Origin of the sequence: Microcystis sp. LEGE 00066 (genome assembly GCF_015207925.1) — a bacterium.
Taxonomy (GTDB): domain Bacteria; phylum Cyanobacteriota; class Cyanobacteriia; order Cyanobacteriales; family Microcystaceae; genus Microcystis; species Microcystis ichthyoblabe_A.
Genome location: NZ_JADEVX010000021.1, coordinates 1 through 19,045 on the forward strand (window position 1 = coordinate 1; position 19,045 = coordinate 19,045).

A 19,045-nucleotide genomic window follows, 5' to 3' on the forward strand; every position below is an offset into this window, starting at 1 on the left:
GTGTTGGGTGTGGGGTGTTGGGTGTTGGGTGTTGGGTGTGGGGAGATGGGGAATTATGACTGATAACTGATAAGTACCTAAGCAAAATTAATTACACATATCTAACCCCCCCCTTGCCTCTTACCTCTTGCCTTTTGCCTTTCTTCACTAGGAAATTTATTTTGCACGACTACTTAACTGATAACTGATAACTGATAACTGATTACTTCCTCAGTAGTTCTTCGGCATTTTGCAGGATTTCGAGGACTTGTTCGGCACTAATCAAGCGTTTTAGCACCACTTGCCCGATGGTGGGGACAGTATCAGCAATTTCGGCACTCTTGGGGGCAACTTCCACCATAATCACGGCTTCTTCCACCTTATAAAGCCATAAAACCTGTTCTCCTTCCAAAATACCGATATTTAATCGCTCTATCTGCGGTGGTCGTCGCCAACTACTCGCATGGTCCCACAAACCCCCAAATTCCCACACCCGTCCTATTGTCCAACCTGCCGTTAAGAAAAAATATTTCACTTTGTTACTCAATCTAGAATCAATCTCTAGCTTTCTGGCTTAATTAGTTTTCAGCCGTCAAATTTTATCAGCTTTTTAGCCCCCAGCCATCAGTCAGAAAAGGCAATAGGCAATGGGCAATGGGCGGCTTTGTTCTCCCTGGGTGCATCCCACATTTGCAGAAATACCGACAATCAGTAATTATCAGTTGGATGAAACGGACTATCTGCTTTCCACAGAAGCTAACCGTCAACATCTCCAAGAGGCAATAGAATCTCTTAAAAATCCTGATAGTTATATTTATGTAGATGCTGCTAACTTATGAGGAAAGTCGCCTTTCTAACCCGAAGTTTTGATGAGTTTAACCAATAGGCGATCGCAGACAAGAAAGTTTACGCTAAAATTGTCAGCCTTATTAAAGATGTTCAAAGAGAGCCTTTTTCTGGACGAGGAAAATCAGAAGCATTAAAACATGAACTATCAGGATTATGGTCACGACGAATTACAAAAGAACATCGCCTAGTTTATAGCGTGTCTGATTATGACACAGAAGCTAGAACCTCTGGAAATAGACCTCTTGCAAAAGTCTTAAGTTGATCCTTGTACAGCAACATTTTTGAAGATTATCAACTACTAATAAATAATTAACTGAAAGTCCCTCCCATTATTGTTTTTATCGTTTGTTTTCGGATTTATGCAAGAGTTCTAATGCGTTGCAAGGGAGTTCCTTGCAACGAGATAGAAATGAGAAGAACCCTTTACTGATTAATTTTTCACAAAAGTAAATTTACCATTTTTACCATCGGCATCCATTTTAATTTGTGCCACGGAGAATTTATCCTGAATGATTTCCCCTTCGGGAGTAAAAGCAATATCTCCCAGGACAGTCACATACTTACCCGCTAAAATTTCCTGATTTAATTGTTGGCGAATTTGTTCGAGGGAAAGTGTACTGAGTTTATTTTTATCATCTACCCGTTTTAGGGCCTCGACAAAAACTTGAATTCCCGTAAAAGCTTGAGCGGTAAATTGGGGCGGTGCTTTTTTATTTTCTGCTGTATAATCGGCGACAAAATCCCGATTAATAGGATTATCTAATTCCGGGTTATAAGCTTGAGCGATGAGAATACCATCACATTGAGCTTGACAAACTGGGAAAATATTAGAAGTATTTAAACCATTGCCCCCAATAATTAACCCCTGATAACCTAATTGTCGCAACTGTTTGACTAAATTTCCTCCGTCAGCAACCAAACCAGAAATAATCACTAAATCCGGTTTAATATTAATAGCGGCGGTGGCTTGGTTTTGAAAATCTGTATCGGTGGTTTGGAATTTCTGCACGGTGACAATATCAAGATTTAAACTCTTTAGGGTTTCTTGAAAAGTTTCCGTTTCCGATTTACTAAAAGCATCATTTTGGGCAAAAAAGACAGCCACTTTTTTAATCTTGGGATCGATTTTTAAAGCAGTTTTAACCGCATTGGGAGCGACCACAGCCACAGGAGCGGACACCCTACCTACATATTCACCGATCTGGGGGATACCTTTAGCCGTGTTAGACGGGCCGAGAATGGGAACTTGAGCTCGGTCGGCGATCGGACTAGCGGCAAAAGCTTGCTGGGACAGGGACGGACCGAGAATACCCACCACCTTATCTTGAGTGATTAGGGTATTAATGGCGTTGATCGCCCCCTGTTCATCCCCGGCCACATCCTGGATAATAACTTTAATCGGTGTTCCATTGACTCCGCCCTTTTTATTAAAATATGTTTCAGCCATCTTGACACCGATCACCTGTTCCTGTCCCAATAGGGCGAGATTGCTGCTTTGAGCTAAAGCTGCACCGATGGGAATAGCAGCAGTGGCGGCGTTTTCTGCCGGACTGGGGTTAGTTTGACTGGTGGGAGTCCCGGAATTACAGGCCACCACTAGACCAAAAGTGACTAGGGATAGTATTAAGGGGATTAATAAACGTTTTCTGAGCATCTTAACTCTCCGGGGACTGATATTGTTGATGACACTATTATTTCGCTAATCGGGTTGATTTCAGCGATAATTCTCGACGCGATCGAACAGGATTTTGCTCCCTTAGCGCCTTTTGTTTCCCCTAATTTTGTTGATTAACCTCCCCGTCTCATACTAAATCCTGTTTAAAAAGCATAGGAGAGTGGGGTGCAGGGTGTAGGGTGTGGGGAGAAGGGGGAAATAATTCATAACTTGAGAGTTAATCACACTATTGAAAACGGATTTGGTCTCACCTCCGTTTTCAGAAAAACGATTTGCCTTTTCTGGTTCTGTCGCCTAACCTAGGAGAGTGGGGTGTAGGGTGTAGGGTGTAGGGTGTGGGGAGAAGGGGGAAACAATTCATAACTTGAGAGTTAATCACACTATTGAAAACGGATTTGGTCTCACCTCCCTTTTCAGAAAAACGATTTGCCTTTTCTGGTTCTGTCGCCTAACCTAGTAGTTAGGGAATTTATTATCGCCCTTCCCGTTCACAAACCCCAGCAAGCGAAAACATCCATTTAAGATTATGACTAACCCCGTTATTCACGCCTTTTTCCTCGGACGAGCGATCGCTGAAGTGGTCAGTGAACAGCTAGAAGATGCGTTTACCAACGCTTTAAGCGAATTAGGCAAATTTGATGCCGAACAACGGGAAAACCTGCGGCAATTCGTCGAAGAAGTGCAAATGAGAGCCGATCGAGCTATGGAAAAGGGAGTATATACTGGTACAGACTCCAGTGGTTCCTCCAGTGCCGATGTGCAGGAAAACATCGACGAAATGCGGGCTGAAATCGCCCAATTGCGCTCGGAACTAAAAAACTACCGAAATTAACCAAAAACCCTCTTTTAGTCGCTTTAAAGCCCCAAAAATTGCGTGTCAGCCCTTCTACCCGTCCCCGTTACCCTAGAGTTAAACCCAGCAATGCCGGCCCTCCAAGTCGCCAAAAATAGCTATCGTTGGAATCAAGAAAACTATTCCATCAATCGTCGTCGTCTAGATATTTGGCGATTCGTTCTGACTGTACTTTATCAATTCTGGCTCAACGGTAAAAAATGGAGCTATAACGGCAGCTATAGCGAGGAAAAACTCGCCAGCAGACGCAGAAAACAAGCCGCTTGGATTCGGGAAACCATGCTAGAATTGGGACCGACTTTTATTAAAGTCGGTCAACTGTTCTCCACCCGGGCCGATCTTTTTCCCCTCGAATATGTGGAAGAACTCTCGAAACTACAGGATCAGGTTCCCGCATTTACCTACGAACAGGCCAGCAAAATTATCGAGGTATCCCTCGGTAAACCCCTCAATCAACTCTTTAAAAGCTTTGATCCTATTCCCCTGGCAGCCGCTAGTTTAGGACAAGTTCACCGGGCCCAACTGAAGACCGGGGAAGATGTGGTGGTCAAAGTCCAAAGGCCCGGATTGAAAAAATTATTTAGTATCGATCTGACCATCCTAAAAAAAATCGCCCAATACTTCCAAAATCATCCAAAATGGGGTAAAGGTCGCGATTGGACGGGTATTTATGAAGAATGCTGTAAAATCCTCTGGGAAGAAACCGATTATCTCAACGAAGGTCGTAACGCTGACACTTTTCGCCGTAATTTTCGCGGGGAAGATTGGGTGAAAGTACCGAAAGTCTATTGGCGCTACACCGCTCCCCGGGTTTTAACCCTAGAATACCTCCCCGGCATCAAAATCAGTCATTATGAGGCCCTAGAAGCGGCCGGACTCGATCGCAAATTGTTGGCTAAACTAGGGGCAAAAGCCTATCTAATTCAACTACTCAATAACGGCTTTTTTCACGCGGATCCTCACCCTGGCAATATTGCCGTTGATAGTGATGGCTCCCTAATTTTCTACGATTTCGGCATGATGGGACAAATCAAAACCAACGTGCGCGAAAAATTAATGCAGACTCTCTTGGGAATTGCCCAAAAAGATGCCGATCGCGTGGTCACTTCTCTGGTGGATTTAGGAGCATTAACTGCTAATGGTGATATGGGAGCAGTGCGGCGATCGATCCAGTATATGCTCGATAACTTCATGGATAAACCCTTTGAGGAGCAATCCGTAGCCTCTATCAGCGATGATCTCTATGAAATCGCCTACGATCAGCCTTTTCGCTTTCCCGCTACCTTCACCTTCGTCATGCGGGCATTTTCTACCCTAGAAGGGGTAGGCAAAGGACTCGATCCCGAATTTAACTTTATGGAAGTGGCTCAACCTTTTGCCCTGCAATTAGTAAATGATATGACAGGAAATAATGGCAGTAATATCCTCGATGAGTTAGGACGACAAGCAGCCCAAGTGAGCAGCACCGCCCTGAGTTTACCCCGACGCATCGATGATACGATCGAAAAATTAGAACGGGGTGATATCCGTGTCCGGGTACGTTCGAGCGAATCCGATCGACTTTTGCGGCGATTGGGTATGATTCAAATGGGAACTAACTACACTTTACTGATAAGTGCTTTGCTGATCTCAGCGACGCTTCTATTCGTCAGTGGTTTTGGTTGGTTAACTTTAGTGCCGATGGCGATTTCCCTGCTGCCGGGGATAGCTCTTGTGAGACTCTGGCGAAAAATTGAACGTCAGGATCGCATGATGTAATTGATTGCGGGATAATAAATATTGTGTTAAAAGCAGAAATTTCGATGAACAATCTTTCTTTTGGAGGACTGACCGATCCTGGTGTAGTGCGATCGGTTAATCAGGATAGTTATTATATCGACCCCGAGCGGCGCTTTTTTATCGTTGCTGATGGTATGGGGGGTCATGCGGGGGGCCAGGAAGCTAGTCAAATCGCCACTGAAACTATCCAAGCTCATCTAGAAGAACACTGGAATTCGCCCCTGACTGCTGGGGAATTGCTGCAGGAGGCAATTACTGCCGCTAACGAGAAGATTATTGAAGATCAACTAAAACATCCCGAAAGACAGGACATGGGGACAACCCTAGTCATGGCTATCTTCCGAGATGATGGCTCTTGGTACACCCATATTGGTGATTCCCGTCTCTATCGCTTTCGTGAGCAAAAATTAGAACAGGTGACGGAGGATCATACTTGGATAGCTAGGGCGATCAAAATGGGTGATCTGTCCAAAGAAGAGGCGAAAAACCACCCTTGGCGACATATTTTATTTCAATGTCTTGGTCGTCGCGATTTGCCCCCAGTGACGGTATCTCCCCTCGATCTGCAATCCGGCGATAGTTTAATTCTCTGTAGTGATGGTTTGACGGAAGAACTGTCCGACCAGGAAATTAGCGATTATTTGCAAACTGGTGCTGATTGTCAGGAAATTGTCAAGAATTTAGTGGCAGCGGCCAAAGAAGCCGGCGGTTCTGATAATATCACCGTGGTCATGGTAACGCAGAATTGAGAGGAAATAGCGATCGCTGATCGCTAAACTTGCACTTCTACTCGATCGCTCCTGCTTGTTGTAATAAAGAAACGATCGCCTGATGGTGATTAAATTTAGCTAACATTAAAGCGGTCATTCCCCCTTGATTTTTCTGATTTAAGTTCACCTTTCCCCCGTCTAACAAAACTTTAACCGTGTCGAGACAACCGTGATAACTGGCCCACATTAACGGGGAAGCACCGCTAAAATCGAGTTTATTGACATCAGCGCCGATATCGATTAACCAGCGCACCAATTGACTATTATTGCCCTCACAAGCTTTCATAAGGACGGTTTTGCCATCGGGATAAACGGCGTTGGCATTAGCCCCGTAGTCGAGGAGATAACGGCAGATTTCCGTAAATTGGCGCTGTAGAGCTAAAGTTAACGGTGTTTCTCCCTGCTGAGTTAGGTTAGGCTCCGCTCCCTGTTTTAACAATTCTAAAACGATCGCTTCGTATCCCTGCACCGTGGCGATAAGCAAGGGTGTATCCCCAAAATGGTTGCGGTGATTGACAAAAGCACCGGCTTGTAGTAGGGCCTGAACGATCTCTAAATGTCCTTCGATCGTGGCTAAATGCAGGGCCGTTTCTCCGGCCTGATTTTGATTGTCAACACTGGCCCCCTGAGCGAGTAAAAGTCGGACAATATCGAAATATCCCTCAGCAGCGGCGAGCATCAGGGCAGTTTCTCCCTCCTCTGTGCTGATATTCGGATTTGCTCCCGCTTGCAGTAAAGTTTGTACGCTGCCGAGATTTCCCCTCTCTACAGCCAAAATGAGGGGAGTTTCCCCGGATAAAGTGGGAGCATCGAGAGGCATACCACGGTTAATAAAAAATTGGAGGATTTCTGGACGATTAGCGTTGAGAGCCTCTAACCAAGCTTCTTGACGGATTTCTTCATCTACACCACTATCGAGCAGTAAACCGACAATTGCATCGTAATTTTGGCTAATTGCTACAGATAAAGCCGTATCTCCATCCCGATCGCGCATATTGACCCAAGCGCCGGCGGTTAATAACTGTTCTGCGATCGCTGTATAACCCTTATAAGTGGCGATCATTAGTGCTGGTGTACCATCTTGATTAACCTGATTGACATTGGCACCGGCGGCGATTAATTGAGCGAGGATTTCACTGTGATTGAGGGCAGCCGCTAACATGAGAGGGCTTAAACCTTGAGGTTGTTTACTTTTGTTGATATCTGCCCCAAATTCTCGCAAAATTGCCACAATTTCCCGATGACCCCCCTGCACGGCATAGATTAAAGCCGTCGTATTTTGGCCATCGGTGGCGTTGACATTTGCCCCCTGACTCAGTAAAGCTTGAACCCGCGCCAGATTGCCCTGACGTGCCGCTTGTATTAACAAGATATCCCAATTAGAAGCCATTAACAGTGACCGATCGGCAGAAAGTATTTTTTCTATTATCGATCGTTATAGGCGGGTAAACGGACAGAAAAGCTACTACCCCGTTCTAATTCTGAGGTAAGGTAATTCTACTAGCTGTGGTACTTAGGGTTTGCTGAAAAAGTTTTTCCTGGGGGTAGGAGTCAGGAGTCAGGAGTCAGGAGTCAGTAGCCGGTCGTTTCAGGCTTTGTTGCCCTTGGTTTTTGTACCAATTGATGTACTATAAGAAGGATAATGCAAGGTTTTTGAAAGTCCCAATCCTATTTTCGCAGCATGAACATCGGATTTTAACAGGTCAAAAGCCTTATTTTAAAAGGGTTTTACCATTATTCAGTAAGCCCTACTTAAGTGTTCTGATAATTAGAATAGCGATCGCAATATATTCGATATGCTATAATCTTGAGCAGTTTCGTTAGTAGTTAAATCCATGCTAGTTTTAGCCGGTGATATTGGTGGCACTAACACCAGGTTGTGTTTGGTAGAAACGGACGGAAAAAATGAATCAACCCTCCGGGAAGAAATTTATCCGAGCGGCAATGAGGGTTTAGTTCCTTTAGTGCGACAATTCCTGGGTGATGAGTCTAATGTTTATAAGGCTTGTTTTGCTTTGGCTGGCCCTGTTCTGAACAACAAATGTAAAATCACTAATTTACCTTGGCCAGAATTAGATGCGGCCCGGTTACAAGAAGAATTGAACATTGCTAAAGTGAGTCTTATTAATGATTTTGTAGCAATTGGCTACAATATTGTCTTAGAAAAAAATAAATCTTTAGTTACTTTACAGGAAGGTGAATTTTTGCCTGATGCGCCGATCGCTATTATTGGGGCGGGTACGGGTCTGGGAAAGGCGTTTGCAGTTCCTGAAGGTGATAGCTATCGAGTGTTTCCAACGGAAGGAGGCCACGAAAGTTTTGCTCCTGATAATTTGTTAGCTCAGGAGTTATTAGCATATCTTCGGGCCGACGGCAAGGTTGATGTGGAACGGGTGGTTTCTGGCCCAGGAATTGTTGATATTTTTCGTTTTTTGCAGGATCGCAAGTTTGCTTCTGAAGATGCGGGTGATTTTTTAAGTCAACCTGATCCTGGGGCGGCGATCGCTAAAGGAGCAGCAGCAGGTCATTTTCTTTGTCAGCAAACAATGGCAATTTTTGTAGAAGCTTTTGGGGCCGCCGCAGGGGATATGGCGGTGAGTTTTTTACCGTTTGGCGGTTTATATATTGCGGGGGGAATTGCAGCCCAAAATATTGAATTGATGCAAAATGGCAGTTTTATTAAGGCATTTACAGATAAGGCACGGGTTAATCCTGTTTTGCTAGAAAAAGTTCCTGTCCATATTGTCTTAAATACCCTAGAGGGATTAAGAGGTGCAGTAAAATACGCTGCTACAAAAATGTAGAAGCATAGGATAGACAATTCTAGAAGTTGTCTTGATTGTGAGGGTATTCAATGCCCTTTTTGTTGATTTGCCCTCATAATTGCAAATCTACCATTAGTTACAAAACCCGCCTCAATAGCGTGTCGAGCTGCCCCCCACATGACAATGCTGTGATCTTGAAAAACTTTAACGGAAATGCCTTCGTTATAAGCTTTGAAATTTCCCTCTTTATCAATAAAGGCATTGATAAATTTGCCTTCTTTCAAGATTTCAATGGGAATATCAATACCGCCAATATAAACTCCGCCACTGGCTTTATAGGTAAGAGCCAAATTCCCTGCTTGCGCTCCCCAAATAGAGATAAAAAAATCCAAAACTTCCTTACATAATGGATTCCCTTCCTGGGCAGCTTGAATGATAGCATCAGCATCATTGATATTTGGCTGATTTTCCCATTCAGAAAGACTTTGAAAAAAATGATAAATTCTGGTTAAACCAGGAGCAGAAAGAACATACTCATAACTAACGGGACTATTATCCCCCTGCTCTTGTTTCAGTTCTTTCAGAAATTGTAAAAGTTCCCAATCTTTATCTATTCTAGCACCGAAGTCCGCATGACCACCTTCCGAGGAGATTGGTTTTAACCCTTTTTTTTCATCATGGCTATACCATAATGCTTGACCTAAACCTCCACTCACTAGCATTAATACTCGGCGATCTTCAGGATTTGGGTGAGATTTACCAGGATAAAGTTCTTTTAGCTGCTCTTCTCCATTTCCCAAAAAAATACCATAGCCAATTGCTTCCATATCATTGATAAAAGAGACAGGAACATTGTTATAGGGAAGTTTTTGTCTGAAGTCATGCTCTGTAAAAGTTGCTTTAAATTCCTTGCGGTCAACTCTAGCCTCGCCATGATCAACAGGTCCTGCTATACCAAAACAAGCACCATAAATATCTTCATTATCACTATATTGCCCATAATAATATTGCTCTAAAAATGTCTCTATCATGTTTTCCAAGCCTTGAGCATAATCCTTAGTTGTATAAGTTTCATGGGCAATTAAGGCATCCAGCATCACTTTTTTTTGAGAGTCATCTTTTTTGTGAGTAAAAAGACCGAATTCGCTTTTATCACCTGCAATTTTGCCAGCGAGAATGACCATAAAATTGACTCCTTTATAGTAAATATATCTAAATGAAAACAGCAACCAAAAAAAGACTAAAAACCTAATTCTTCTAGCTCATTTTTAATCTCCTTAATTTTTGCTTGTGAGCGTGTTACAACCAGTCCTAAATTAATTCCATCAGGAGCGATAAAGCAAATAGCAAAAGGTGTTGTTAGTTCGACAAAATAAACCATCATCGTTCCCCCCGCCAATTTAAAAATTGAGTATGTGAGATTGCCAAAGGCAGTTACCTTGCCAAAATTATCTAAAGCTTCTTGAATCTTGCTGAGGGATTCAAATCCTTCAATTGCTTCTCCTACTGCATCACCACCGTCTGCAAAAAGAGCATGATAAAGCTCTGGATCATCAGATTTGAGTCGTTTATTGTGATACAGTGGTAGTCCATTCTCTAGATTAAAAATAAGGATTGATTTTAGGTGTCCTTTTGAGGTGGTAACAGTCTCGTCCAGAAGAACATCAAGTTTTTCTTGTTCGGGTTGTTGTTGTGTCATAAGAGAGATTCTCGCAATTTTAGTCTTGAGGAAGTTAAATACTAATTCCTGAAAATCATTTTCGTTTAAATTTTGATATTTGTCAAGTATTTTTCCGCATTCTTTTAGGGGTTCTTGGATTTGAGATTGGTCTATTTCCCCAAGACAGTATTGGTCGAAGGTAATAAAAATTCTTTGTTCTCTCTCAGGGTAAGAGCTATGGGGAGCAAGAGCAAAGTCAAATAGTTCTTGATAACTCCAGTTTTTGATCTGCGATCTAACAAGAAATTCTAGGTATTTACGGATATTTTCGACAGGAATATCAGACTCATTTACCCATTCTAAAAGCTTTTTTAAGGCAGCAGTTTGAGAGGTTGTCCATTGTAAAATCTCTCGGAGTAGAAAGTCAGAGTAGTTATTTTTCCCTTGTAATGATGGTCGAGAAGTTGTGATCAATAAAATAGCTTCAGATTGAACAGAAGGTGAAGCAGTTGTCCAGACTTCCGCCACTAAACTGGTCATTACAAATTTAATCTCTCCCTCCTCTAATGTCGGTGTAGGCTTTTTCCCTAGCCATTCTAGGGCCAGTTTTAGATCATTATTTTGTAATAAATAAGATGATTCTTGACGATCCGAATGTTGCCAATCTCGAAAAGCTTTTGTATAGGGACGGAGTCCCGCCATGACTTCCTTGATCCAGTTTTGATTTAGAATTTTTTCGTAAATCTTGTTGAGTATTCTTAAATTATGCTCCTTATCTAGAATTATAAAACACATATCTTTTAGTTTACGATGTTGTGGATTTTTTTCATCAAAGCGAATCGGCTCCTTTTGATAAATTTTTTCAAAGGTAGAAATCAAGGCAAAACTATCAATACTGGCATTATCTTGATTTGAAAATTGGCCTTGATCTTTGATAAATAGCTCATCATCTTTAAAACGATTCAGGTGCGATAAAACTAAATTTTCTAGCCAATCTTGAACTTCATCCTGTTGTAAATCTACAACGTTATTGTTTTTAGCAATATTAAAAACTATTCTATTGAATTTATGTAACCCTCCTGTCAAATCATTTGCTGATTGAATTATACTTTCCATCGTCCCTTCATTGATCGGTAAATCAGAAAATAAATCTTTAACTTCTCGCCAAAAAGTCTCTGATAGCTCCAAAAATCTACCTTCTCTTTCAGAAAGATCCCCGTTAAAGTTTATCCTCCATTGCTGTACCCGATCACATTTGGTTCCGTACAATAAGTAACGTTCTTGTAGATCATAAGCCAGATTATTAGTTTGTTTCCATTTTTTCCATTCTTTCCAATTGTCAAATTCTTCAATATATAAACGAAGTTTTGCTTTCTCTTGTCCAATCCAACTTAGATTAAAAATCTCTTTATATATGGGATTATAAAGTCTTAATTGACCTTGACCTTCTAAAACTAAACCAGACAATGTTAGTTCTATCTGCTCAGGAGTATTTTGATAGTGTATCTGCCCATTTTCCCAAACTTCTTTGTATAGCCCAAGCCGATCAAAAGCTTTTGCTTCATTATCCAAAAGACGTTTTTTTATTGTTTGAAAATGAACAGGTTCATCTTGAGTTTGCCAATTATTAATAACCTTTAAATTTACAACTTGTTCAACAGTAGTAAACGGGTTACTTTGACGTTCTTTCACTATAAGATGACAAAGTTTTTGAGTTAAAAAAGGTTGTCCTCCAGTCCAATGAATAATTTCTTCCATTAATTCTTTAGATGCGCTTTCTGATGTTTGTAACTTTTCCCCCAGCATTGTTATTAATGGTTGAACCTCATCTAACTTAAACGGTTCCAGGGTGATCGCCTGACCAATATTAAATGGAGTAGATTGAGGATCCCGAATGAAATTGTTGGGGGAAGTTGTTCCCACTATGCAGTAAGTCAAGCGATTATAAGGATTATAATCATCTTCTGGCTCTCGTTTTTCAGAGCAAGAACGAATAAATGCAAAAAAAGCATCGGTGTTCGCAGGTTCAGAAAACGAAAAAAGACGATCTGCTTCATCAATAAAAATCACAACTCTTCGATCTAGTTGCTTAAGTACATATTCTTCAAGAAAATTTATATGTCGTTGCAATGGAGCTATATCATCTCCAAAACTCTTCCACCATTGGTCCAGTTCTTTTGTTGTCATGATTCGCAAACTTTCAGCTTTAGCTATTGTTTCAGTGATTGCGAAACACCATTGTCTCCAATTCATCTGTGATATTGCTACATTATTTAGATCAATGATCACAGAATCAACTTTTGGATTACACTTCTTTAAACGATCAACAATTTTAATACGTAAGCTGGATTTTCCAGTCTGTCTAGCATTTAATATATAGCAATATTTGCCGTTTATTAATTCTTGAAGTAACTCATCATCTGATGTTCGATGAACATAAGTTTGATTACTTAAGTGTAAGCGACCGCCAACGGTAAAGCCTGTTGAATTTTCTGTCATTTTTAACTCCTTAACTTGAAATTAAAGTAATTAAGTAGTATATACAAGAGAAATTTTATAGAAGAGAAGGTTTGATAGCTGTCATTCGTCATCGCTCCATTCTTCAAAAAAAGCTACAGCAGCTTTGCCAACTGGACTATCTGTAATATAGTAGTCAACAACGGCAAAAAAAGCAGCTCTGCTAGACTGAAACAATCGATCTCTATTGAAGAAATTTCGTCTTAAAACAAGAGACCATTTGCTTTGATTATTTCCTAGGTTTAGATTATCGTTTAATCTATTAGAAACAAGTGTTCTTGCTTCTTCCTCAGTAATCTCAGGGGAAATGTCACTTAGCAGTTGACCAACTTCCTTCATAAAGAAAGAAGGAATAAAATATAAACGATATAAATCACAGCTTGAAACGAAACAACCATTATCAGCGTTTTTGATTAATCCTAAACTACGCAAGTTAAATGCAGATTTTTGAGGTAAATCTACTGAGTTTGGATATTGTTGAATTATTTTAATATAATCATTTTTAAGATATTCGTGGCTCTTCTTGGATAGAGTTTCTAGAATTTCTCCAAGATGATGATTGAAAATCCCTGTTTTTGTAGGAGATTCCTCCTTTACTTGTTGTAAAGTTTGAGTCGGGTTTCTTCGTAAATACTTGAAGGATTCATCTAAAAGAAAAGGATGACCCCCCACAAAATCAACAAAATCCTTCAGGATTAGCTCATCAGTCCTACTGGAATCCTTCTGTAGATAAAATTTCAATAATTCTTTTGCTTGTAAAGGTGAAAATCCAGTTAATCCAGTTAATTCATCCACTCCTATGCCAACATTAAATGGTGAGTGATTAATATCAAGTACTGGGTAGTCATCTGTTGAATTAACAAGAATCAATTTCAAATTTTGCCACTGTAATTCTGTTTTTTCGTGCCATGCTCGCAACAAACAACAAAAATCTTCAAAAATATTTGGTTTATCAAATAAAACCTCAAACCGATCAAAGCTAACGACTAGCCCTCCCTCATCAAGTAAATATTCCTCAAAATAATTAGTAGATTTTATTACACTTTCAGTTTCCCAAGTTTTAGAAATTTTACTTTCAATTTCCTTCATTTGTAAACACTTAGAAATTTCATCACATAGTGACCTCTGAAATTTGTCATAATCATTAAAAACTGAATTATTCGGCCCCCACTCCGAGAAATCAATCCTAGCGGTTCGGTATCCAAGGCTTCTAGCATAATCTAGAGTTTTTCTTAGCAGGAGAGTTTTGCCCATTTTTTGAGGAGCTTTAATACGAATCAGGCCTCCAGGATTTTGAATTGCCTGACGACAGGTTTCCTCGACAGGAGGGCGTTCTATGTATATAGGAGTCATTGCTTACGGCTCGACTTAACAAATACTATTTTGAGTTGCGGATCTAAGTATAGCGAAATTAGGATAGTTCGGCAATTCCCCCTTGAAATACAGTTCTTCTCCAGAGCAACTGATCTTTACACCGGTTGCTTTATTACTTTGGCACAGCCAATTCCCTATTCGATAAACTTTTTGATCGCTGTGGACGAATCTAGTTAGAAGCGGGTCAATTCAGCTAATATAAACAAAATTTGGGAGCATCTCACCTTTGTAACCTTTAAATCAGGTTTTTATGTCAAGCTATTTTGAAAGCCTTGCTAGAAAACAGTTTTAGTGACAAGTATAACTACTCACCTGCATAAATGAGATGCTCCCCAAAATTTTGCCCGAAAAGGAGTTATAGATTTAGCTAAACAGGTTTTATCGCTGTAACTGATGACCACAGCTACTACAAAAGCGATCGGTTGCTGCTACTTTTGCCCCGCATTGACTACAAAATTGGGCTTTACTGACGGTTTTTGCGTCCCCCATACTCATTTTCATATCTCCCATTTGCATTTCCATGGGGGTAAAATTCATCGACATATTACCCATTTTCATCGGTTGCATCGGTTGCATCGGTTGCATTGGTTGCATCGGTGAGGAGGAGAAACTGGTAGCGGTTGTCGATTGAGAGGACTGAGAAACTCCAGAGGTATGAGGAGAGGAAAAACCGATACTGCTTCCTTGAATTTGGATTCTGTGGGGTCCGGTTTCGGTGATAATTTCAATAATTGCCCCTTGGGGAATTATCTCTATTTGGGGTTCTTGTGTCCAAACTCCCGTGGCAAAACTACTGCTAGACTGCTGTTGTTGTCCCACCGCACCACTAGCGAGAGTTACAATCGTCTGCAGCCCTTGATTATCGAGATAGAGACGTTGTCCTGTGGGTAATTCACTATAAATAGCCATATTTTTGACAGTGAAAAGTAAAAAGTAAAAACCTAGTTCACACCCCTAGGATCCAGTCTAGCGAGGATAGAAATGTTAGAGGATTTTCTTAAGAATTTTATCGACAAAAAAAGGGTGGTTTTACCCACCCTCACCATGTCTCAAGAAAACAAACTTTTTAACGGACGCTACCGGCTAATTTATCGACCCGAATCGGTTTCATCAGGTACAATTTGAGGAATTGCCAAGCGTTAGAGGCGAAGATCGGCAATTTCTTCAGGAATTTAACCGGTGCGGCACTGTTTTCGCTATCGATCGCCCGTAATCCCTCGTTATTGCGAACACAAATCTCTAGGCGATCATAGAATTCAGGACTATCCACATCGAGAACAATCGGGAAGACGCGGCCGGCAGTTTCATTGGTCTTCTCGATTACATACTTATCGTACTCGCGAGCGTCCAAACCGAGAATGGCGTAGAAACCAGAACGCTGAGTATCATTGAGATACATCGTAGCGAAGACCGAAAGCAGGAAGAAACGACACCAGAGACGAGCGCGCCAATCATTAAGAATATCAGGCTGCGCACGCATGATCGCATCAAAGAAGTCCCCGTGACGGTTTTCGTCTTGACACCAATTCTCGAAGAAGTTAAAAATCGGATAAACCCGATCTTCGGGATGTTGTTCAAGATGACGATAAATGGTGATGTAGCGCCAATAACCGATTTTTTCGGAAAGATAGGTGGCGTAGAAGATAAATTTCGGTTTAAAGAAGGTGTAGTTACGGCTTTTGGTTAAAAATCCCAAGTCAAGGGAGAGGTTAAAATCCGATAAAGCCTTATTAAGGAACCCAGCATGACGCGCTTCGTCCCGGGACATGAGGTTAAAGCATTCTGCGAGAACGGGATTTCTGTTTTTTAAACGTCTGCCGAGTTCTTTGTAGAGAAGAAAGCCGGAAAATTCGGCCGTGCAGGATCTTTCCAGAAATTCCACGAATAAGCGGCGAGTTTCGCCATCGATATGCTCCCAAGAGCGATCGAATTCTTGATTGCGAACGAAGTGATGCCGGTTATAATCGGTACGGAATTCCTCTAAAATCGCTTTCAGTTCTTCCTCGTTAGCGGCGATCGACATTTCCGCCATCGCTTCAAAATCAGTGGTATAGAAGCGGGGAGTGAGGATCGTTTCTTTAGCGGGAACTTTTATACCCGGACGGATTTCCTCGAATTCTGGTTTTTGGATCGTGCTGACCATAGGGATTATTGATTTTACTCTGGGATGATGATTGAGACGAGTAAAGGCTCTGAGATGATAATGACGAGCCGTGAAAAAACGGCTAGGATTCACTATAGCAAGCTCTCAGCCCTAGACTCCCTTCCTGTTCATTAAAAGTTACAACTCTTAATTAAGCTGTGTGAACAAACCCAGATTTTTCGCTGGGAGTCTTGACAAATGTTCGGAGAGGTGGGGTTTGTTCAGTGATCAGTAAACAGTCATGGCTCTCTTATTCTTTGTGTGATCAGTTTAACTTATATAGTAGTGATCGATCTTTGTGTCCTCTGTGTCTTTGTGGTTCCTTCCACCCCTCGCTAGGAGGAATGTATCTTAGAATACATTTTACCCACCAAATCCAAGAGAGCCTTTAAACCTCTAGCTTGATCATGACTTTTCTGATAAATATCTTTTTCTGGCTTCTGTCTGGCTTACTGAAATATCAGTCTAGCACCGAACAAAATCCTCCCCCTAGTTCACCTCTATTCCCCTGTCCTAATTGTGGTTCTCATTATATGATTAAGAATGGTTCTATTCATAATGGAAAACCCAAACGTCAATGTAAAGAGTGTGGTCGTCAGTTTGTGATCAATCCCACTAATAAAACCGTCTCTGACGAAACCAAACAATTAATTGATAAACTCTTGCTCGAACGAATTTCCTTGCGAGGAATTGCTAGAGTAACAGGGGTAAGTTGGTCATGGTTACAAAATTATGTCAACAATAAACTGGCGGCTGTCTCCCGTCAAATAAAGGTTTCGGACAAACTAAAAGGTAAATTGGTTATAGAATGTGATGAGATGTGGTCTTTTGTTTTTTCTCAGACGATAAAGGTTTATATTTGGCGGTTAATTGATAGAAATACAAGGGAAATTATTGGTTGCTATGCGCGGAGATAGGAGTCGTCAATCAGCCAAAAAAACTTTGGGGCTAGTTTACCCGGTGTTTACCGACAATGCGCTGTTGCTTACACAGACTTTTGGGAGTCCTATAAGACAGTAATTCCTAGTAAACGTTATCGGGCAGTAGGTAAAGAAACTGGTCAAACTAATCATATTGAAAGATTAAATAATACCTTTCGACAAAGGATTTCTCGGTTGGTGAGAGATAGTCTATCTTTCTCTAAAAAAATGGAGAATCACGTTGGGGAACCCTTTGGTATTTTATCCATGACTACAATGCACAGCAAAGCAAAGGATTAAGCCGCCATCACTACTACCGAATCACCACGAATAATCAGTCTTTAATAACCAGATTTAGTATTATCGCTCTTCCTGGACTTCTGGAAGGGCGATAACCCGAAACTCTCAACCACGGACAAAACCCTTTCAAGTCTATCAATGGCTAGGTGGGGTGAAGAGAATCAAACCCGACAGCAACCCCGAAAATCGTGTCAGAATAGATCAGTGTAGTCACTGATTATCTTTGAGAAAAATATTTATATGTTAGGACGGGACAACTACGATTTAATCATTGTCGGGGGCGGTATAGTCGGAACCACCCTAGCGGTGGCCTTAAAAAATACAGGATTAAATATCGCTATGATCGAGGAACGTCCCCTAGAGGTGGCCGCCTCCCGTCGTCAAGCTTATGCCCTCTCGCTGATGTCGAGCCGGATTTTTACAGGCTTGGGTATCTGGGATAAAATCTCGCCCAGTATCGGTAAATTTCGTCATATTCGCCTTTCTGATGCCGATTTTCCGATTTTTGTCCCCTTTGTGGTCGATGAGCTAAAAACCGATTATTTGGGCTATGTGGGCGAACATCAAGTGATTTTAACCGCCCTGCACAATGCCAGCCAAGATTGCGATCGCATTGAGTGGTTGTCCCCTGCTAAAGTGTTAAAAGTGGAGTACGGAGCAGAAACAGCCACTGTCACCCTGGAAGAAGCTGGTCAAACCCGAAAAATTACCGCAAAATTAGTTATCGGGGCTGATGGAGCCAAATCCGCTATCCGGCAAGGGGCGCAAATTAAAACCAAAGGTTGGAAATATTGGCAATCCTGTGTCGCTTTTACCATTAAACATCAACTCGATCGCAACGATACCGCCTTTGAAAGATTTTGGCCCACCGGTCCGATGGGCATTTTACCGCTCCAGGGTAATCGCTGTCAGATCGTTTGGACAAATCCCCATCAAGAAGCGAAAAAACTCCAAGAAATGCCCGAAGCGGAATTTATCGACAAATTAGAAGCATATACGGGGGGATTACTGGGAAAACTCGAATTAGTTAGCCCCCGCGCTCTCTTTCCCGTACAGTTAATGCAGAGTGATACTTATGTTAAACCCCGACTGGCTTTAATTGGTGATGCCGCCCACTGTTGTCATCCCGTCGGTGGTCAAGGTTTAAATTTAGGCATTCGCGACGCAGCCGCTTTAGCGCAGGTATTAAAGGAAGCAGCGGAAAAGCAAGGGGATATCGGAGCGCTTTCTACCCTAAAATCCTACGAAAAATGGCGTATATCGGAGAATTTAGCGATTTTAGGCTTCACAGATTTTCTAGATCGCCTGTTCTCCAATAACTGGCCGCCTATCGTTGTCATCCGTCGTCTCGGATTGGCAATGATGCTCGGTTTTCCCCCGTTGAAATTGTTTGCCCTGCAATTAATGACGGGATTAAAAGGACGTATTCCCCAATTAGCTAGATAGCTGGCCGCTAATTCC

16 protein-coding genes and 1 pseudogene are annotated in these 19,045 nt (G+C 41.6%); 9 read left to right on the forward strand and 8 right to left on the reverse strand.

What is annotated here, in order from left to right:
* Window positions 1-202: 202 nt before the first annotated feature.
* Window positions 203-514: a hypothetical protein gene (locus IQ224_RS04980; protein ID WP_002749272.1), complete on the reverse strand. Its 312-nt coding sequence runs from the start codon at window positions 512-514 to the stop codon at window positions 203-205.
* A gap of 112 nt (window positions 515-626) precedes the next feature.
* Between IQ224_RS04980 and IQ224_RS04985 the strand changes: the two genes are divergently transcribed.
* Window positions 627-818 (forward strand): hypothetical protein, encoded by a 192-nt coding sequence (locus tag IQ224_RS04985; protein WP_002749273.1) that lies wholly within the window; start codon window positions 627-629, stop codon window positions 816-818.
* A 50-nt stretch (window positions 819-868) separates the two neighbouring features.
* Complete coding sequence (locus IQ224_RS04990) at window positions 869-1,090, forward strand: Txe/YoeB family addiction module toxin (RefSeq protein WP_071591884.1); 222 nt, start codon at window positions 869-871, stop codon at window positions 1,088-1,090.
* Window positions 1,091-1,258: 168 nt separating this feature from the next.
* Here the strand turns inward: IQ224_RS04990 and IQ224_RS04995 are convergent, their stop codons facing one another.
* The gene (locus IQ224_RS04995) at window positions 1,259-2,482 is read right to left on the reverse strand and encodes an ABC transporter substrate-binding protein (protein WP_194032638.1); all 1,224 of its coding nucleotides are present in this window, start codon (window positions 2,480-2,482) and stop codon (window positions 1,259-1,261) included.
* A 547-nt stretch (window positions 2,483-3,029) separates the two neighbouring features.
* Here IQ224_RS04995 and IQ224_RS05000 point away from each other — a divergent pair.
* The 3 genes from IQ224_RS05000 (at window position 3,030) to IQ224_RS05010 (ending at window position 5,884) form a co-directional block, all read left to right on the forward strand.
* Window positions 3,030-3,335, forward strand: a complete 306-nt coding sequence (locus tag IQ224_RS05000; RefSeq protein WP_002742311.1) for a DUF6825 family protein — start codon at window positions 3,030-3,032, stop codon at window positions 3,333-3,335.
* A gap of 90 nt (window positions 3,336-3,425) precedes the next feature.
* Window positions 3,426-5,114 (forward strand): AarF/ABC1/UbiB kinase family protein, encoded by a 1,689-nt coding sequence (locus IQ224_RS05005; protein ID WP_036400048.1) that lies wholly within the window; start codon window positions 3,426-3,428, stop codon window positions 5,112-5,114.
* 44 nt (window positions 5,115-5,158) lie between these two features.
* Window positions 5,159-5,884, forward strand: a complete 726-nt coding sequence (locus IQ224_RS05010) for a Stp1/IreP family PP2C-type Ser/Thr phosphatase (protein ID WP_194032639.1) — start codon at window positions 5,159-5,161, stop codon at window positions 5,882-5,884.
* A gap of 37 nt (window positions 5,885-5,921) precedes the next feature.
* Here the strand turns inward: IQ224_RS05010 and IQ224_RS05015 are convergent, their stop codons facing one another.
* Window positions 5,922-7,295, reverse strand: a complete 1,374-nt coding sequence (locus IQ224_RS05015; protein WP_002742308.1) for an ankyrin repeat domain-containing protein — start codon at window positions 7,293-7,295, stop codon at window positions 5,922-5,924.
* 445 nt (window positions 7,296-7,740) lie between these two features.
* Here IQ224_RS05015 and glk point away from each other — a divergent pair, with 445 nt between their 5' ends.
* Entirely contained in the window at window positions 7,741-8,709 is a 969-nt protein-coding gene (gene glk, locus IQ224_RS05020) for a glucokinase (protein WP_190537687.1), read from the forward strand.
* 47 nt (window positions 8,710-8,756) lie between these two features.
* On the opposite strand, the gene IQ224_RS05025 is transcribed toward glk, so the two are convergent.
* From IQ224_RS05025 to acsF, 5 genes are all read right to left on the reverse strand, one after another.
* On the reverse strand, window positions 8,757-9,854 hold the full coding sequence (locus tag IQ224_RS05025; RefSeq protein WP_190537690.1) for an ROK family protein: 1,098 nt from the start codon (window positions 9,852-9,854) through the stop codon (window positions 8,757-8,759).
* A gap of 56 nt (window positions 9,855-9,910) precedes the next feature.
* The gene (locus IQ224_RS05030; RefSeq protein ID WP_194032640.1) at window positions 9,911-12,829 is read right to left on the reverse strand and encodes an AAA-like domain-containing protein; all 2,919 of its coding nucleotides are present in this window, start codon (window positions 12,827-12,829) and stop codon (window positions 9,911-9,913) included.
* A gap of 81 nt (window positions 12,830-12,910) precedes the next feature.
* Window positions 12,911-14,200, reverse strand: coding sequence for an AAA-like domain-containing protein (locus tag IQ224_RS05035; RefSeq protein WP_194032641.1), 1,290 nt, complete (start codon window positions 14,198-14,200; stop codon window positions 12,911-12,913).
* Window positions 14,201-14,599: 399 nt separating this feature from the next.
* The gene (locus IQ224_RS05040; protein ID WP_002789006.1) at window positions 14,600-15,130 is read right to left on the reverse strand and encodes a zinc ribbon domain-containing protein; all 531 of its coding nucleotides are present in this window, start codon (window positions 15,128-15,130) and stop codon (window positions 14,600-14,602) included.
* A 157-nt stretch (window positions 15,131-15,287) separates the two neighbouring features.
* Window positions 15,288-16,364: a magnesium-protoporphyrin IX monomethyl ester (oxidative) cyclase gene (acsF, locus tag IQ224_RS05045; protein ID WP_002752007.1), complete on the reverse strand. Its 1,077-nt coding sequence runs from the start codon at window positions 16,362-16,364 to the stop codon at window positions 15,288-15,290.
* A gap of 191 nt (window positions 16,365-16,555) precedes the next feature.
* On the opposite strand from acsF, the gene IQ224_RS24875 reads away from it, so the two are divergent.
* The 3 genes and pseudogenes from IQ224_RS24875 (at window position 16,556) to IQ224_RS05055 (ending at window position 19,030) form a co-directional block, all read left to right on the forward strand.
* Window positions 16,556-16,756 (forward strand): hypothetical protein, encoded by a 201-nt coding sequence (locus IQ224_RS24875; protein ID WP_329523290.1) that lies wholly within the window; start codon window positions 16,556-16,558, stop codon window positions 16,754-16,756.
* A 141-nt stretch (window positions 16,757-16,897) separates the two neighbouring features.
* Window positions 16,898-17,565 (forward strand): annotated as a pseudogene (locus IQ224_RS05050) (IS1 family transposase); the annotation flags it as partial.
* A 259-nt stretch (window positions 17,566-17,824) separates the two neighbouring features.
* The gene (locus IQ224_RS05055; RefSeq protein ID WP_002742299.1) at window positions 17,825-19,030 is read left to right on the forward strand and encodes an FAD-dependent hydroxylase; all 1,206 of its coding nucleotides are present in this window, start codon (window positions 17,825-17,827) and stop codon (window positions 19,028-19,030) included.
* Window positions 19,031-19,045 lie beyond the last annotated feature (15 nt).

What these genes read in the sequence shown, in the direction of transcription:
- IQ224_RS05015 (WP_002742308.1), bottom strand. Translation starts at nt 7,295, where the DNA reads ATGGCTTCTAATTGGGATATCTTGTTAATACAAGCGGCACGTCAGGGC.
- IQ224_RS05000 (WP_002742311.1), top strand. Translation starts at nt 3,030, where the DNA reads ATGACTAACCCCGTTATTCACGCCTTTTTCCTCGGACGAGCGATCGCT.
- IQ224_RS05055 (WP_002742299.1), top strand. Translation starts at nt 17,825, where the DNA reads ATGTTAGGACGGGACAACTACGATTTAATCATTGTCGGGGGCGGTATA.
- IQ224_RS05005 (WP_036400048.1), top strand. Translation starts at nt 3,426, where the DNA reads ATGCCGGCCCTCCAAGTCGCCAAAAATAGCTATCGTTGGAATCAAGAA.
- IQ224_RS05030 (WP_194032640.1), bottom strand. Translation starts at nt 12,829, where the DNA reads ATGACAGAAAATTCAACAGGCTTTACCGTTGGCGGTCGCTTACACTTA.
- IQ224_RS04995 (WP_194032638.1), bottom strand. Translation starts at nt 2,482, where the DNA reads ATGCTCAGAAAACGTTTATTAATCCCCTTAATACTATCCCTAGTCACT.
- IQ224_RS04985 (WP_002749273.1), top strand. Translation starts at nt 627, where the DNA reads ATGGGCAATGGGCGGCTTTGTTCTCCCTGGGTGCATCCCACATTTGCA.
- acsF (WP_002752007.1), bottom strand. Translation starts at nt 16,364, where the DNA reads ATGGTCAGCACGATCCAAAAACCAGAATTCGAGGAAATCCGTCCGGGT.
- IQ224_RS05025 (WP_190537690.1), bottom strand. Translation starts at nt 9,854, where the DNA reads ATGGTCATTCTCGCTGGCAAAATTGCAGGTGATAAAAGCGAATTCGGT.
- IQ224_RS05010 (WP_194032639.1), top strand. Translation starts at nt 5,159, where the DNA reads ATGAACAATCTTTCTTTTGGAGGACTGACCGATCCTGGTGTAGTGCGA.
- IQ224_RS05040 (WP_002789006.1), bottom strand. Translation starts at nt 15,130, where the DNA reads ATGGCTATTTATAGTGAATTACCCACAGGACAACGTCTCTATCTCGAT.
- glk (WP_190537687.1), top strand. Translation starts at nt 7,741, where the DNA reads ATGCTAGTTTTAGCCGGTGATATTGGTGGCACTAACACCAGGTTGTGT.
- IQ224_RS05035 (WP_194032641.1), bottom strand. Translation starts at nt 14,200, where the DNA reads ATGACTCCTATATACATAGAACGCCCTCCTGTCGAGGAAACCTGTCGT.